Source organism: Bacillus sp. X1(2014) (genome assembly GCF_007678255.1).
Genome location: NZ_VEED01000027.1, coordinates 1 through 14,479 on the forward strand (window position 1 = coordinate 1; position 14,479 = coordinate 14,479).

A 14,479-nucleotide genomic window follows, 5' to 3' on the forward strand; every position below is an offset into this window, starting at 1 on the left:
ACGCCGCCAGCGTTCGTCCTGAGCCAGGATCAAACTCTCCAAGAAAGTTGATTAGCTCATAAAAGTTACGTTGGCTCATGTTCTTCATATATAGTAGATACATGATTGTTATTGCTTGTTTGCACGATTTTGTTTGTTTAGTTTTCAAAGAACAAATTCACCTCGGTAAGAAGCGACAAAAAATATTATACTATAATTCTCACAAACAAGTCAACATCTATTTTAAAAATTAAAAAGATGTTTATCTGCCCGAAAAGAACTTACTTATAGTACCATGTAGGTTACTCAAAGTTCAATGATAAATTTTCCCAATTAACTAAAAAGGGCTGTGATTCGCAAACCACAACAGCCCTTATGTCCTTTTATTTTTATTTTATCTTTTTCCATTCCTCATATAAGGATGGGTTTAACTCCTTCACATGTCTTAAAAACTCATCTAAATAGCCAAGTTTTTTTAATCCAGTGAATAGTTTTGTCGGGACAGACCTTACAGTAGTCATTGCCCTCTTGTGATCGATTACTTTAATTTCTCCCAGCTCATTAAAAAAAATGTGGCGAACCTCGGTGTCAAGTCTAGCAAAACCAATCTTTTTTAATTCTGCTAGCATGAATAATATCTTCATTGCGATTAGTTTGGGTAGTTGCTTCTCCTTTTTTAAGTAGGCTTTTAGATTACCTCCATTCACCAATTCCATTACAATATAATTGGACCCATATTCATAGAGACGGGGGATAACGGAACTTGATTGTCCTATTTGTAGAGCATTTAACTCCTTTTTTTGATTGTCTTCATTAACATATACTTTGACACACTTTTCAGGTGACAATTGAAAGACGGACCCATCTGCACCTTTCCCAAGCATTGTAAAACCGTTCAAATCTTGTAATGTTATATTACCCTTATTTTTGGCTGCTATTTTATCAAAATCATTCATTTCTAATCTCCTTTTATTTCATTTGTCCTTCAATATCCTTTTATAATAGTTTAATGTTTCATTTAATCCTGTATGCAAATCAAACTCAGGTTTCCACGCCAAAAGATTCACAGCATTGGTATTATTCAATCGACTATAACGAATATCCCCTTCGCGTTCTGGCATAAGGATAGGTGATAGATTACTATTAGTTAGTGAATTAATTATTTGAAATAGTTGTTTAATGCTTGTCTTAGAATTAGTGCCGATATTGAAAATACCATTTGTCCCCTTTTCAATCGACAATACATTGGCACGCGCGACATCTTTCACGTACACAAAATCTCTTGTTTGTTCTCCGTCTCCTAATATATGCGGGGCTTCACCATTAAGCACTTTCTTCAAAAAGATCGAGATGACCCCGCCTTCTCCAATAGAAGATTGGCGTGGTCCATAAACATTCGCATATCTAAGAATCGTGTAAGGAAGTTTAAAAAGTTGATGAAAGGCCTGAATGTATAGTTCTGAAGAATATTTGCTAATTCCATAAAAGGACAGAGGCTGAACGGGGAATGTTTCCTTTATACTACAATCATCTTTTTCCCCATAAACAGCACAAGACGAAGAAAAAATGAATTTTTTAACATTAAACTTTTGTGAGCAGGCTAGCAAACGAATCGTTCCCAGAATATTTTGGTTAGCATCCTCGACTGGATTTTTTATCGAGGAGGCAACATCTACTTGTGCCGCCAAATGGATCACCACATCCGGTTTTTCTCTTGCAAAAACAGCATCTATTTTGGGCGAAGTGATGTCCATTTTAATGAATCGAACGTTGGGAGGGACAAATTTTCTATTACCAGACCGTAAATTATCTACTACGATCGGTTCATGACCGGATTGAATTAATAAATCGACAACATGTGAACCAATAAATCCAGCTCCCCCAGTAACGAGCACCTTCATCTAGACTCACTACTCTCTTTTATTAAATTAAAAGATGATCGTCTAATCTTTTCCATTCAACAATCTCCTTTCATGTATAAATCCTTATTTAGACTTTGACTAATATAATCCCAGTTCTTTTCCCCAAACTTCTATTTTCTCGAGATATCTCTTGAGGAGTGTGCTCTTACCTCCATCCAACACCTTTTGTAAATGACTAGAGAGCTTCTTTTCAAGCGTTCTCTGTAAATAGGCCTTTTTAAGAAGATTTAGAGGATTTTCATTAAAAGTTATTCCATATTTCAACATTTCTTGACAATAAACTTGCACGCATTTGCTTCGAATCTGTTCTTCACTCTGCTGCCAATCAGAGCGAAAATCTATTAATAATTCGACCAGAACGACCAAATCATACCAGCATGGATAATGCTTAGCAGACTCCCAATCAATCAAAGTAACTTTCCAATTCTTCACATCATCATTGGCATTTTCACAGCAAATATTATGGACATGGAGATCGCCATGGATGAGACATTGTCCGGTTTCAGTAATTTCCGGAAAAAAATTGGGCCCATTTTTTAATATTTTTTTGATTATTTTATACCTTGGTGCTACCAATTCTTTTAAGTTAGGATCTTTCATTGCCCGATCCAGGTTTTCCTGTGCCTTTTTGATTCCTTTCGTCCGTTCCTTTACCTTTTCCTCAGAATCAAAATAGGGAAGAGAGGAATCAAATAGATCTGCATGCTGCAAAAATCGTTTATTAAATGTTATGGCATGAAATTTTGCCACCGTGGGGATAATTTGTTCCAAATGTTTTGGAGCTAATTTTATTTGTCCGCGTAACGGCTGCAAACATTCAGTAAACATCCATGTTTCATTGCCATTAACGTTCGGTTCCAGCCAATACAATTGCGGCATAAATTCGTGATAGATGTTATAGGCATTTTGATACATACTGATTTCCAACCGATGATTTTCTTTCAGCGGCTGTTTGTATATTTTAAGCACGATGGGAATGAACTCCTGCCCATCTGATAGAATCAACTTCCAAATACTTGTCTTTTCGCGAGTATTTTTGAGGCATTCAATTTTTTCATCTACTAATTTTACTTTTTTATTAAGGACTTTTTTTAGCTTCTCTTCCCAATCATATTTTTTCCAACAACTTAAAACTTCTTCTAAACTATTCAAATAGAAAGTTCTCTCCTTCATTTATTATTTATTATTGTCTTCCCCATAAATTTTTCATATGGGAAACAAAACTTCTAACAAATGGAAGTGGGTCATTCCAAGCAAACAGAGCCTCAACTTTTTTTCCAGATAAACTCTTTATCCACTCAAAGAATTTCATTTCGCCTTTTTTTTGTTTTTGGCGAAAGGAAAGAAAATCACGGACAAAGTAAACCCATTTGACCCCTTCTTCCTGTTCTGTCACTGGTGAGGGATTTTGCCCTGTAAGGGATAAATAATACAAGTGAGCCAAATTAACCCCACAAGCAATTGATAACGCTTGAGTTAAACCAATTCTTGAATTAATTTCAATAAATTTCAACTTCCCATCTCTGGGGTCCCGTTTAAATTCGGCAATAGCTAAGCCTTTGAATTGAATATCTTTTAAAAATGTCGTAGCGAGTTGAATGACTTCTTCGTCCCTCATACTAAGGGCAAGTGCTGTCGATCCAAAATGGGGGGGAAATTGATGTAATTTTTGATTCATCCACAAGCCAACTAAATTCATATTTTCATCAAAAAATGTTTTCACAGAATAAATGCAATCCTCATTACCAGGGATGACTTCTTGGATCATTAGTTCACCGAATGGGCGATAAAAGAGGTACTCTTCTCTCAGTTTAGAAGGCTCTTCAACAACGATTGCTTTTTTATAGAGTCTATGATCGATATTTGTGCGAAAATGAGAGGAGTAAACTGGTTTTAATATGCAAGGAAAGGTAACTTGCTCAATAATTTCCTCGAACTGTTCTTCGTTATTAATAGCGAATGTTTTTGGGCATGGCACATTTGACTTCTGGGCCAATTCGTATGTTAGTCTTTTATCCAATACCGCTTCGACTAGTGTGTGTTTTGGTAATAGAAACCTATAGTAGTGTGAAAGAACAAATCTGTTTTTTGAAATAAACTGAACAAAGTCATCAGAACCCGCATACAACACTGGCTTTTGTCCAATTCTTTGTGCCAGTCTCGTAAGAAAAAGTATTAAAGCAGCTCCCTCACTCACTGGATTTGGACAAATTCCACAGTCGGCAAACCGAGTTTTACCAATTTCATATTTACCTCTTGTATCAAAGGCATATACTTTTATTCCTTTTTTCGCTAAACTCCTCACAATTCCGATTCCGGTCGCACTTAAATCAAGAACAACAGCAGGAACATCATGCCGCATGCTTTTTTCCTCCTTTCATAATAATGATTGATAAACTTCTTCAATTTTCCGAACCATTTTATTAACGGTTAAATTTTGTTGTGCAAATTCATAGGCATTTCGTGCTAATTCTTCCCTTAATGATTTTTTTTGTAAGAGAAGCAATAACTTGTCTGCAAGTTGCTTGTAGTTAGCCGGTTCAACGATAAATCCTGAGTAGCTATCTTTAATAATCTCCGGGATGCCGCCACAATTGGTTGTAAGAATTGCCTGATTGCTAAACATTGCTTCAATAATAGAAATTGGCAGCGTATCACTTGTGGTTGGGAGAACAAAAATGTCTGATTCACTTAGCAATTTTGGTATGTCTTTTCTACTCCCTAAAAAGGAAACATTTTTTAATCTCAATTCACTAACCTGTTTTTCAAGTTTCTTTCTCATTTCACCATCGCCGACAATCCGCACTTCTACATTTTTCATCTCGTCTTTTAATAGAGCCAAAGCTTTAAATAAATACTTATGGCCTTTCCGAGGACGAAGGCGTGCGATACAAGTTATGACCGTTTTTTTCCTGCTTTTCTTCTGAAAATCCCCAACACCAAAATCAATCCCTGTATGAACAGTGGTTATTTTATTATCCACTGTACCTAAATTTCCTAGAATTGGGCGAAAGATATCGCAAAGGACGATCACTTGATTAGCATTTATTATGGCTTGTCTGTCAATGGCCCAAAAATAGATTTCCTCAACCGATCCTTTTTCAATTAAGTTAAACTTTAGTCTGTTTTGGGTCATAAATCCGTGAGGTGTAAAAAGAAGAGGCTTTTGAAAAGTTTGGTTTAAGATTCCTAGTACATTGGCTGTGTATCGATCTTGTGGGTGGATAATATCGTATTGAGACAGATCAAAACTTTTTAGCATCGTATAATAACTGGATAATTTGCTGATATTGTGTAGAATTTTTTCATTAAAGCTGCCATAACGATTGAGAAAAAATTGCTTGAATTCCTCAGAATAACGATCGCGTAATGCCTTCATTTCATCTGACGGAAAAGAGTTTAATGCTATAATATCGACACTATGCCCTAAATTTTCCAAGCCGTTTTTAAGGGTATTGATATAGTGCTGCAAGCCTCCGATCATTGGGAATTCCCAAAATGTGGTGATTAATATCCTCAATTTTTTGTTTTGAATATTTGTTGAATGGTATTGTTTCCTATTTATTATTTGTTCTTGTTCAAATGATTGCTCGACCCCATAATATTGATCCATTGCAGAGATTAAATAAGGAAAAAGGGTCGGTAAAAAAGGGGGGTCAATTTGAGGATAATCTGTCATTTCCATACCCTCCTAATAATCTCAAAAGCTTCCCCGTATTCGACGCCCACCGTCATTCCTCTAACACGTGCCAAATATCTCACACCGTCATAGGAACGCGGATGTGGGAATGGTCTCATTTCTATATCATAATATTGAAGAGATTTGATTTTATCTTCAATGGTATCCGTAATATCCACAAAATAATTGGGTTTGAATTCTTTGTCGTTTGTATGCTGGCTCCATTCACTTGAAGAAACGGTTTCAAAGCAAAGTATCTCAACCGGCTTTCTTCCCGGCAATGGACGAGCAGCAGTTAAAACGGCCTGACACAATATTTGGTGGTCACGGTTGGTATCACCATAATGATGGGTGAATATCATGGCAGGAGTATACTTTTCCAGCAGGTTCTCAATCGATTTGTTAATTTCAACAAGCGGGATTGTTTCCATTAATAAATTTGGGAATTCCAGAAATAGAACCTCATCTACTCCTAAGTGTTTATTTGCCTTCAGCATAAATTGTTGTATATGATGCTCCTCTTCCTTCCGCCCCTTAGCAGCAATCACAGTAATGACTTTATAGCCATTATTAATTAACTTCTTAATGGTTCCTCCGCTCCCAAGAATCTCATCATCAGGATGAGCGGCAATCACTAACACATTCTCACTCATTAGAACACCTCAACTCCAGTTAAAATAGTTTTCTTGTAATTATATGACAAGAAGAAAAAGTCGATATGGACAATAGGGATAAATATGAAAAATAGGCTGATTAGTGGAAGTTTTGACTGTTTACTTAACCCCCTAGCTAACTAAAGATAAAAAAACATATGCATCTCGCATATGTTCATATGTGTTTTATTCAGTTAGTTTTTTTTATTCTTCGATTTACGTTTTCTTCAAACTCCTCCACTGGTAACGGTTTACTAAAATAATAACCTTGCGCTTCTATACACCTATGTTTTAGTAAAAAGTCAGCTTGGTCTTTTGTTTCAACACCCTCTGCAATCACTTGAAGTTTCAATAAATGAGCCATTAGAATAACGGTCTTGATTATGGTTTGGTCGTTGACATCACTTGTGCATTCCCGGATAAAAGACTGATCAATTTTTAACTTATCAATGGGAAAGTTCTTGAGATAATTGAGCGAGCTATACCCTGTACCAAAGTCATCAATACTAATCAAAACACCAATTTTTTTGAGTTCCTTAAGTGTTGTGATTGCGGATTCAACATCCATCGTCATACTTTCGGTGATTTCAATTTCTAAGTACTTCGGTTCAAGTTTGGTTTCTAGTAAAACTCTGCGTACGACATCAGGTAAATTAGATTGAAAAAATTGTCTTGCAGAGATGTTAACAGCAACCGTTATGGGTGGTAAACCGTATTCCTGCCATTGCTTATTTTGCTCGCAAGCCGTACGGATAGCCCACTCACCAATTGGAATAATCAATCCGGTTTCTTCTGCAACAGGAATAAAATCAGCGGGGGAAACTAATCCCTTTTCAGGGTGCTTCCAACGAATTAATGCCTCTGCTCCAATTAATTGACCGGTTTCAATATTTATTTGAGGCTGGTAATATAATAAAAATTCGTTTCTTTCTACTGCTTTACGCAGATGACTTTCTAATTCTAATTCATAATGAGTCTTTTCTTCTAAATCATCTGTAAAAAATTGATAATTGTTTTTCCCCAGGCTTTTGGCAAAATACATGGCTAAGTCAGCCTTTTTTATTAGCGTGTCGAAGGTTTCACCATGTTCGGGAAAGACACTAATTCCAATACTCGGGGTAACAAATATCTCCTTATGACCATGATAAAATGGATTAGATAAACTCTTTAAGATAGATTGAGCGACTTCACGTGCCCTTTGACCATTAGAATTGGAAAGCAGAATGGTGAATTCATCACCGCCATATCTTGAAATGATATCGTTTTCGCTCACAAACCCTTTAAGCTTATTTGCGACTTCTATAAGGATTTTGTCACCAGTTTCATGCCCAAACGAATCATTGACAGCTTTAAAACGATCCAAATCGAAAAATAGCAATGCAAAATTTTCTTGATAGCCATTTGAATTTTTTACTAAATCGTCCAGTTTCTCCATTAATAAGTACCTGTTCGGTAGTCCTGTTAATTGATCATGATAAGCCATATGCTTGATCATATTTTCTGTTTTTAATCTTTCAGTTATGTCAATAACAGTTCCGATGATGGCTGTTTTCCCGTGGTATTCAATAGTGGAACCATAAACTTCTAGAGCCACAATACTTTTATCTTTTCGAATGATCCGATATGGGAATGTAATGGTACTCTCTTCCTTGGTCATTAGTTTCATTAAATTTGCAGTCATAACAGGAAGGTCTTCAGAAAAGATGATTTCCGATAGGTTCAAAGTCAAGAATTCTTGCTCACTATAACCTGTCATCTCACATATTCTTGGATTAACATAAACTAATTTATCATTTTGAAAAACATAGACTCCTACTAAAGAATTTTCAACTAAACTTCTGTATTTTGCTTCTGCTTCCATCAAGTTTTTTTGTGCATTTTTATGCTCAGTAATATCTTTTATAATTCCGTAGATGCCAATAATTTTATTTTTTTCATAAATAGGAATATTTGTTGCTTGGATCTCTTTTTGGTTTCCTTCTTTATCAAAAATGGCACACTCGTATGTTGAAACCACTCCAGATATGGCTTTACGGAAATGATGCATGGTTTGTTCAACATCTTCTGGGACTATCAACGGCACAAATGACTTGTGTATTAGTTCTTCTACTGTATATCCAAATACGGACACAGCTTTATTTGCATTCAAAAAATTCCCATCTAAATCAAAAGTGATGATGATGTCTGGATTATGTTCAAATAATGATTTGTAATACTGTTCATTCCGTTGAAGTTGCTCTGTTTGCTTAGAAACTTTTCGAAAAAACTTGGCAGTGATCCAAAAAATAATCAAAGTACTACTTGCTAACACTACAAATATGTATATAGCATAATGAAAGAAAATTTCCCGCATGCAGGACAACCCTCCGGAAATTGTGGTTCAGTTCCATTTCATCCTATTCGAAGGACACAAAGAAACATATGCATTATGCATATGCTCTCTAAAACTTAAAATTTTTATACTAGGATAACGGCTCTTCAGAATCTCGTTAACTTTTTCATAATTTCTGTTTTTCGTTCTTTATCCCTTATTCTTGTTAGGTCAAGCGCGTATTCATGCCCTTTATTTTTCGATTTTAAGATTTCTCTTATTGCATTTTTTACACTTTCTTCATCATCTGTAACCATGATCACTTTCCGCAGCATTTCTTCTTCACCTCTAAGTTCCATTTATTTTTCTGGCTTGATTTACTGCCTTATTTTTAAAAAATTCTGCGACAGAAGAATTGATTAAAGCAACACAAAATGGCAGTAATAATAAAGAAGACAATTGGTACGAGAACAATCCATGATTGTGTATAAAGATAACTGATATCTCCGCCAATAACACCGGACCATTCATAAGAAATCGTTCGTGGCGGTGTATCATCATCAGGATAATGCGTTCCCCCCAAAAAAAGCTTCATAAATCCAAGATGGGCAAGCAGCTGTAAGGATTGAATAAATTGCTGCCCAAATAATAAAATCCATTTTTCATAGACATGCGGGACATTATGTTTTAGGAAGATCCGGGTTTTACCCGCACCCAGTGTTCTTGAAGCTTCGATAAATGATTCCTTCTCGATTAGCTTCATTTCATTGGCCACCTGAAGACTCAAATTAGGTATAGCAATCATTGCAAGAATGAAAGTTTCAAATAAAGCACGTTTCCAAAAAGGGATATGAAAACCATCAAGCGGCATCCATAAAACACTGTACAAGATAAAGTATGCAATAATGGTTTGCAGTACGACTGAAAAAGGTTCAAATAAAGTTTTCACGCCTTTGTATATCGTTTGTTATAGGAGTATAAAAAGGAACCTAATACAATCGATAATAGAAGCCGGAATATGGCTATCATGATAGTTATACCAATCGTCCATTTTGCCCCCTCTACCATTATATGTCCCAAATCGTATCCATACCGGTCGCTGCCAAAGATACATCTTATTAAATTTCCTTTCTGTTCTCGAAACTAATCCATTCATAAATCCGGAACACCAAAAAAAGGGGAACAAATATTAACAAACAGCCCATAAAAAATGGATCCAAACCGGTTAACATCATCCGAAGCAAGCCATTCATATTAAACAAGTAATCTATGACTAATAAAGTGGACAGCATTGACCAGAGTATTGTCTTCGAAGTCCCAAACATTCCTTCGGTAATATTACGAAGAACCATCTCATTTGAGAATGTTTCAATCATTCACGGATTTTTTTATAGAATGGTGCCTGACACCAGAGTGATTTTTATTCAAAACTTTTCTAATTATCAATAATTATAGTAACCTTTTAATTCCATTTACGTCAAAAATATGGGAAGTATAAGGAAAAACCTAATTGGAAATTAAAATTGCGTGTTGAAGGGAATGAGGATGATGATTAAACGAATCTTTTATCTTCCAGTAAGGTTAATCGCCAGTTTATTAGGGTTTGTGATAGTGGTTAATATCCCAATCTTATTAACTTTTAACCCTTATCAAAATAAAATTGAGATTAAATTTAGTTTTTTCAAGGAATATGTAATAAGCAACATCACTTGGTTTACCCATATTGATGAATATCCCTTCATAGTGAATTATTTAAAAGGGCCTGGAATGGAGAAGTATTTTTATACAATGACGATCTTATCTATCTCTTTACTAATTGTTATCCTCCTAGGATTGCTTATTGCTACAAGTATCATGCTCCTTCCGCTTAACATTCGAAACCGGTTCAGTAATTTTATTAATTTTACAACCACAGCACCTGACTTGTTGGTAGTCTTTCTACTGCAATATTTTGTCATTTACTTGTATCGAACTTTCGACCTAAATATTTTTCAATTATATGGTGGAGCTGAATCAAGACCATATTTCGTGCCAATCTTAATCATCGTTTTTCTTCCTACGCTTTTTTTAATTCAGCACTTATTAAAAGAATTCATGAACGAAGCGCTTCAGGATTATGTTCTATTAGCACGCGCAAAAGGGCTTCCTTTAAGGACTATCTATTTCAGGCATATTCTCTGGAATATTGTTCCATTAATAATTCTCCATTTAAAAACCATTATTTGGTTTATGCTCTCTAATGTATTTATAGTGGAGCATTTGTTAAATATTGATGGTTATAGCGCTGAGAGTTGTAGTATTTGTGGTTGGACTCCTCCTTTTCGCCATTCCATTACTCATCATTAATGGGTTGGCCAGTATCGTAATTATTCTCCAAAAAAGAAAGGAAACTACAAGTCTATGAAATGGTTTACATATAAAAAAACTATCTTTGGTTATCGATGATGCTATTTATGGTATTTTGCTCTATCAAATAATAATCCTTGTTATCATTGGTATTCCTTCCGTTTTACTTACGACTTCGGGAATTCTTGAAGAAATAAAAAAGGAAAATCATTCATCCTTAGTTCCTACTTAATGGGCGGGAGTCATTATCATGTTTTAAAAACACAATTTAAACCATATATAAAATCATATGGAGTGTTAATGTTGGTCCAGCAATTACTCAGTTCGTTAGTTCTCATTATGTATCTAGGGGTCTTTCAAATTTACATTGGTAGTGTGTCGAAGACGGAAGTACATGGTCTAGAGATTCCAAACTCAAATTCAAAAGAATGGGCAGGCTTAGTGGGGCAAAACATTTATGAGTTTTTTCGCGCCCCCCATATAGTCCTCGTGCCATTTATTTGCTACTTTATTGTCATTTTTATCATTAATATGATAAAGAATGAACTTGAATCTTCCATGGACATTAATCCGTTAGGAACCTCTATAAAAAAGAAAAATGCCAAAAAGAAACACTCCGTCAAAGACCTTAAGAAAGTGACTTTAACTGAAGCTGACTTCACCTTACATCGAGATTGAACCAAAAAGCAAAAAAAAGGGTGTCAATCACAAATAGTGGCTGACACCCTTTTACTAACAACTATTTAGTACTGTTTGAGTAGTTTATAATTCCATTGGAAATGCTGGTGAGTAAGTTGGTAAGATAGGCAGTGTCGGACAGGTTCTTGTCTTCACTAGGATTGCTCATAAAGCCCATTTCAATTAACGTACTAGGCACTTTCGACCAATTAAAGCCTGATAGGTCCCCGCGATACGAGATCCCATTTACTTTTACAGCTGGATTTTTTTTAGTTTCATCAAGTATAAGCTGTGAAGCCTTTAGACTTTCTTGATAAATAGCTTTTGTAAATTGATCATCCTCAGAAGGGGTTAAGACAGAAAGACCTTTAACATTTCGATTGGTCGACCCATCCGCATGAATCCGCACAAATAAGTCGGCGTGATTTTGATTAGCGATTTCGGCTCTTTCTTTGTTACTCATATTCACATCATGGGTTGTTCGGGTGTAAATAACTTTTACTCCTCTTTTTTTAAGTAATTTGCCTAAAATTACTGAGGCCTCTAACGTTAATTTGTACTCTGGCTTCCCTGTAGCAACTCCAGCCGTTCCACCCGTTACTTTAATTTTGGTCTCTAACGCACCAGGTCCTACAGGCTCCTGTCCCAGGTTAGCCCGTCGTTGATGTCCTGGATCAATGACCACTATGAAGTCATTTTGCACTACTTCTTTTTCTTCTTCGACTGGGGTTTTCGTTGTTTCTTGATCTTCTTTACTAATTTCCTGTTTTACAGGTTCTTCAGTTAATTCTGATGCTGGGCCATTTTGGCTTTCTGTCCCTACTGTTTTAGCAACTTTTTGTTCCAACATCACATTCTTCGTTGATTGGTCTTTTCCTCCCTCTTCTGGTTGATTGAAGATAAAATACACAGGAATCACTGCTAGAAGGATTATGATCGTGATTCCTATCTTAGCTGTCTTTGACATTATTTCAGAAACTCCTTTCGGCTTTTGATCAAATTCACATTGTAATTTTCCAACAATATTTAATGTGTTAACATACTATGGGTCCGAGCCATCATTAATAACATTAAATTGAGAATAACCCCCAAAAATAACAGATAGTTTAAAATTTCGACAAATCTTTATGAAATCCTACTTTTCCTATTTCAAACCAAATAAAATAACCACCTAGTAAATAGATGGCTCCTTTTTCTCTGGACATTTCAATTTTGCGCTGCTAATTTCCTGGATAAGTATTCTCTTCTATCCTCGATATATTTCGTGATGACCGATAATTCCTGGTCGAATATATCTATATCTTGTTTTTTATATGGATCCTGAAGGACATACGGACGAATCAATTGTGTCAGTTTTTCCGCCTTCGGAATCATATGTCCTACTGTAAATTGCTGCTCCATTATCTCCTTAAGGAGCCGTTGATAGTGCTTACGAAATGTATCTACATATAATAATCGCGCCGTTAATGTATTAAAGCCATCATACGGAACATAATCAGACTCCATCATTTTTCCATTGACATCTCGGCCCCAGGTCGCATCATAGTCCCACGGTATGATTTCAAAAAGGCGTGTTTCACTATTCCTATAAAGAGCATAGTTATGAACAAAACCATCATAATTTGATGTAAAGATAACACCAGCCACCCAGCGGAGATATTTATCAATATCTACAAACTTATGAATCTCCTTTTCAAATTCACTTTTTGAGAACGTATTAATGTTATAGATAAATTCCTGTAGGTAATAATCATCTTCTGGCGTACCAACTTTTCTTTCATAGCCCAATCGGAGGGATCTTTTAGTTTCTTTGTCCAGATCACTCATCAGTGAAAAGTTGGCATCCCCATCCACAGCATAAAAAATGCTCCCCTTTGGCAGGTCCCTTCTTGTTAAGAAATTCTGATCAACACTCTCAATTTCCAAATAGACCCCTTCTGCTCTTGCATTTTGAATCAGAAAGATATGACGCGATTCTGGTGATAACACACCAATCTCCGCAAAGAAATCAAATGACAGTTTGTTTCTGATTAATGAAGGATCCTTAAATTCTGCATTCAGATGAATATGTTTGGAACCTCTGAATGTTTTCGGTTTATAGAAGGAAACCTGGTAAGACTTTTTCGATAAATCACGGATATGAGATCCTCGATAGGCAATATCGATATCGAGCCGTTTCCCTTCAATCGTTAACTGGGCTGGAATTGGGTCATCAATCCAAATATCCCTTTTCAGCTCCCGCAGGTCGATTGGTCTAATAAATAGTTTGTATTGCGGTAGTAGTGCTGTCTGGTCCATTTTTCTATTCCTCCTTCCTATAATCGTATGAGAATTGAAGGAAAGAGGTCCCTTTTGGACAGCTTTTTTTTCGTTCATAGGCCTTTTTCTCACTCAAATGTACCTGTACACACGTAATTTAGTAGAAGAAGAGTGAGTTTCTTGGACAAATTTGTCAATTAGTTATGTGCTCCCTTTTCAAGCTTAAAGGAGGTGCTAAGTTACTATGAGCGATTTTTCAGCTGAAGATATTCAAAGAGCCGCAGATGAAGTAAGACGAGGCGGCTTTTGGGACTTTATGTTCCGTGATCCTAGTCAAGACCGTCGCACTACACGCAGAAGAACATCGAGACGGAGAACATCCAGACAGCAAATGACTTCCCGGATGAACACATCAAGACGTAATACATCAAGAAATCGTAACACTTCGAGAAACCAGAATACATCCAGCCGAAATACTTCGAGAAACCGGAATACATCCAGCCGAAATACTTCGAGAAGAAATACTTCCAGAAGATGTACTTCAAGAAGAAGAACTTCTAGATGCAGATGGACAGGATGGCGTCGAGGTTCAAGATGTAATACTATCATCAATCGTTGTTGGAAGGACGGCAACATGTGGAATTTGAGAGTC

General features: G+C 36.0%; 15 protein-coding genes and 1 pseudogene. 3 read left to right on the forward strand and 13 right to left on the reverse strand.

Annotation, left to right across the window (positions count from 1 at the left end):
* Positions 1-368: 368 nt before the first annotated feature.
* The 10 genes from FS608_RS27295 to FS608_RS30990 form a co-directional block, all read right to left on the reverse strand.
* Positions 369-935, reverse strand: a complete 567-nt coding sequence (locus tag FS608_RS27295) for a kinase (RefSeq protein ID WP_144555679.1) — start codon at positions 933-935, stop codon at positions 369-371.
* 18 nt (positions 936-953) lie between these two features.
* Positions 954-1,880: an NAD-dependent epimerase/dehydratase family protein gene (locus FS608_RS27300; RefSeq protein WP_144555680.1), complete on the reverse strand. Its 927-nt coding sequence runs from the start codon at positions 1,878-1,880 to the stop codon at positions 954-956.
* A 99-nt stretch (positions 1,881-1,979) separates the two neighbouring features.
* Complete coding sequence (locus FS608_RS27305; RefSeq protein WP_186328916.1) at positions 1,980-3,053, reverse strand: phosphotransferase; 1,074 nt, start codon at positions 3,051-3,053, stop codon at positions 1,980-1,982.
* Positions 3,054-3,084: 31 nt separating this feature from the next.
* Positions 3,085-4,263 carry a carboxylate--amine ligase gene (locus tag FS608_RS27310; protein ID WP_144555682.1) on the reverse strand — a complete coding sequence of 393 codons (1,179 nt, stop codon included), beginning with the start codon at positions 4,261-4,263 and terminating at the stop codon, positions 3,085-3,087.
* A gap of 15 nt (positions 4,264-4,278) precedes the next feature.
* Positions 4,279-5,580, reverse strand: coding sequence for a glycosyltransferase family 4 protein (locus tag FS608_RS27315; RefSeq protein WP_144555683.1), 1,302 nt, complete (start codon positions 5,578-5,580; stop codon positions 4,279-4,281).
* The gene (locus tag FS608_RS27320) at positions 5,577-6,233 is read right to left on the reverse strand and encodes a PIG-L deacetylase family protein (protein ID WP_144555684.1); all 657 of its coding nucleotides are present in this window, start codon (positions 6,231-6,233) and stop codon (positions 5,577-5,579) included. The genes FS608_RS27315 and FS608_RS27320 overlap by 4 nt, the downstream gene beginning before the upstream one ends.
* A gap of 190 nt (positions 6,234-6,423) precedes the next feature.
* Positions 6,424-8,544, reverse strand: coding sequence for a sensor domain-containing protein (locus FS608_RS27325; RefSeq protein ID WP_222127415.1), 2,121 nt, complete (start codon positions 8,542-8,544; stop codon positions 6,424-6,426).
* A 167-nt stretch (positions 8,545-8,711) separates the two neighbouring features.
* Positions 8,712-8,879, reverse strand: a complete 168-nt coding sequence (locus tag FS608_RS30590; RefSeq protein ID WP_186328917.1) for a hypothetical protein — start codon at positions 8,877-8,879, stop codon at positions 8,712-8,714.
* 56 nt (positions 8,880-8,935) lie between these two features.
* Positions 8,936-9,493 carry an ABC transporter permease subunit gene (locus FS608_RS27330; protein ID WP_144555688.1) on the reverse strand — a complete coding sequence of 186 codons (558 nt, stop codon included), beginning with the start codon at positions 9,491-9,493 and terminating at the stop codon, positions 8,936-8,938.
* 169 nt (positions 9,494-9,662) lie between these two features.
* Complete coding sequence (locus FS608_RS30990; RefSeq protein WP_144555690.1) at positions 9,663-9,920, reverse strand: hypothetical protein; 258 nt, start codon at positions 9,918-9,920, stop codon at positions 9,663-9,665.
* Between the two features lie 172 nt (positions 9,921-10,092).
* On the opposite strand from FS608_RS30990, the gene FS608_RS27340 reads away from it, so the two are divergent.
* Together FS608_RS27340 and FS608_RS27345 are read left to right on the forward strand one after the other, a co-directional pair.
* The gene (locus FS608_RS27340; RefSeq protein WP_222127416.1) at positions 10,093-10,890 is read left to right on the forward strand and encodes an ABC transporter permease subunit; all 798 of its coding nucleotides are present in this window, start codon (positions 10,093-10,095) and stop codon (positions 10,888-10,890) included.
* A 303-nt stretch (positions 10,891-11,193) separates the two neighbouring features.
* The gene (locus FS608_RS27345; protein ID WP_144555694.1) at positions 11,194-11,568 is read left to right on the forward strand and encodes a hypothetical protein; all 375 of its coding nucleotides are present in this window, start codon (positions 11,194-11,196) and stop codon (positions 11,566-11,568) included.
* Positions 11,569-11,629: 61 nt separating this feature from the next.
* Here FS608_RS27345 and FS608_RS27350 read toward each other — a convergent pair whose 3' ends face one another.
* Positions 11,630-12,535: an N-acetylmuramoyl-L-alanine amidase family protein gene (locus FS608_RS27350; protein WP_144555695.1), complete on the reverse strand. Its 906-nt coding sequence runs from the start codon at positions 12,533-12,535 to the stop codon at positions 11,630-11,632.
* 239 nt (positions 12,536-12,774) lie between these two features.
* Entirely contained in the window at positions 12,775-13,866 is a 1,092-nt protein-coding gene (locus FS608_RS27355) for a CotH kinase family protein (protein ID WP_144555696.1), read from the reverse strand.
* Positions 13,867-14,071: 205 nt separating this feature from the next.
* On the opposite strand from FS608_RS27355, the pseudogene FS608_RS31865 reads away from it, so the two are divergent.
* Positions 14,072-14,146 (forward strand): annotated as a pseudogene (locus FS608_RS31865) (CotG/ExsB N-terminal domain-containing protein); the annotation flags it as partial.
* A gap of 14 nt (positions 14,147-14,160) precedes the next feature.
* Here the strand turns inward: FS608_RS31865 and FS608_RS30995 are convergent.
* Complete coding sequence (locus tag FS608_RS30995) at positions 14,161-14,436, reverse strand: hypothetical protein (protein WP_144555697.1); 276 nt, start codon at positions 14,434-14,436, stop codon at positions 14,161-14,163.
* Between the last annotated feature and the right edge of the window lie 43 nt (positions 14,437-14,479).

Bases quoted from the DNA above. Each gene is read 5' to 3' on its own strand.
- FS608_RS27355 (WP_144555696.1), bottom strand. From the start codon at position 13,866: ATGGACCAGACAGCACTACTACCGCAATACAAACTATTTATTAGACCA.
- FS608_RS30590 (WP_186328917.1), bottom strand. From the start codon at position 8,879: ATGCTGCGGAAAGTGATCATGGTTACAGATGATGAAGAAAGTGTAAAA.
- FS608_RS27350 (WP_144555695.1), bottom strand. From the start codon at position 12,535: ATGTCAAAGACAGCTAAGATAGGAATCACGATCATAATCCTTCTAGCA.
- FS608_RS30990 (WP_144555690.1), bottom strand. From the start codon at position 9,920: ATGATTGAAACATTCTCAAATGAGATGGTTCTTCGTAATATTACCGAA.
- FS608_RS27340 (WP_222127416.1), top strand. From the start codon at position 10,093: ATGATTAAACGAATCTTTTATCTTCCAGTAAGGTTAATCGCCAGTTTA.
- FS608_RS27315 (WP_144555683.1), bottom strand. From the start codon at position 5,580: ATGACAGATTATCCTCAAATTGACCCCCCTTTTTTACCGACCCTTTTT.
- FS608_RS30995 (WP_144555697.1), bottom strand. From the start codon at position 14,436: ATGATAGTATTACATCTTGAACCTCGACGCCATCCTGTCCATCTGCAT.
- FS608_RS27295 (WP_144555679.1), bottom strand. From the start codon at position 935: ATGAATGATTTTGATAAAATAGCAGCCAAAAATAAGGGTAATATAACA.
- FS608_RS27320 (WP_144555684.1), bottom strand. From the start codon at position 6,233: ATGAGTGAGAATGTGTTAGTGATTGCCGCTCATCCTGATGATGAGATT.
- FS608_RS27310 (WP_144555682.1), bottom strand. From the start codon at position 4,263: ATGCGGCATGATGTTCCTGCTGTTGTTCTTGATTTAAGTGCGACCGGA.
- FS608_RS27300 (WP_144555680.1), bottom strand. From the start codon at position 1,880: ATGAAGGTGCTCGTTACTGGGGGAGCTGGATTTATTGGTTCACATGTT.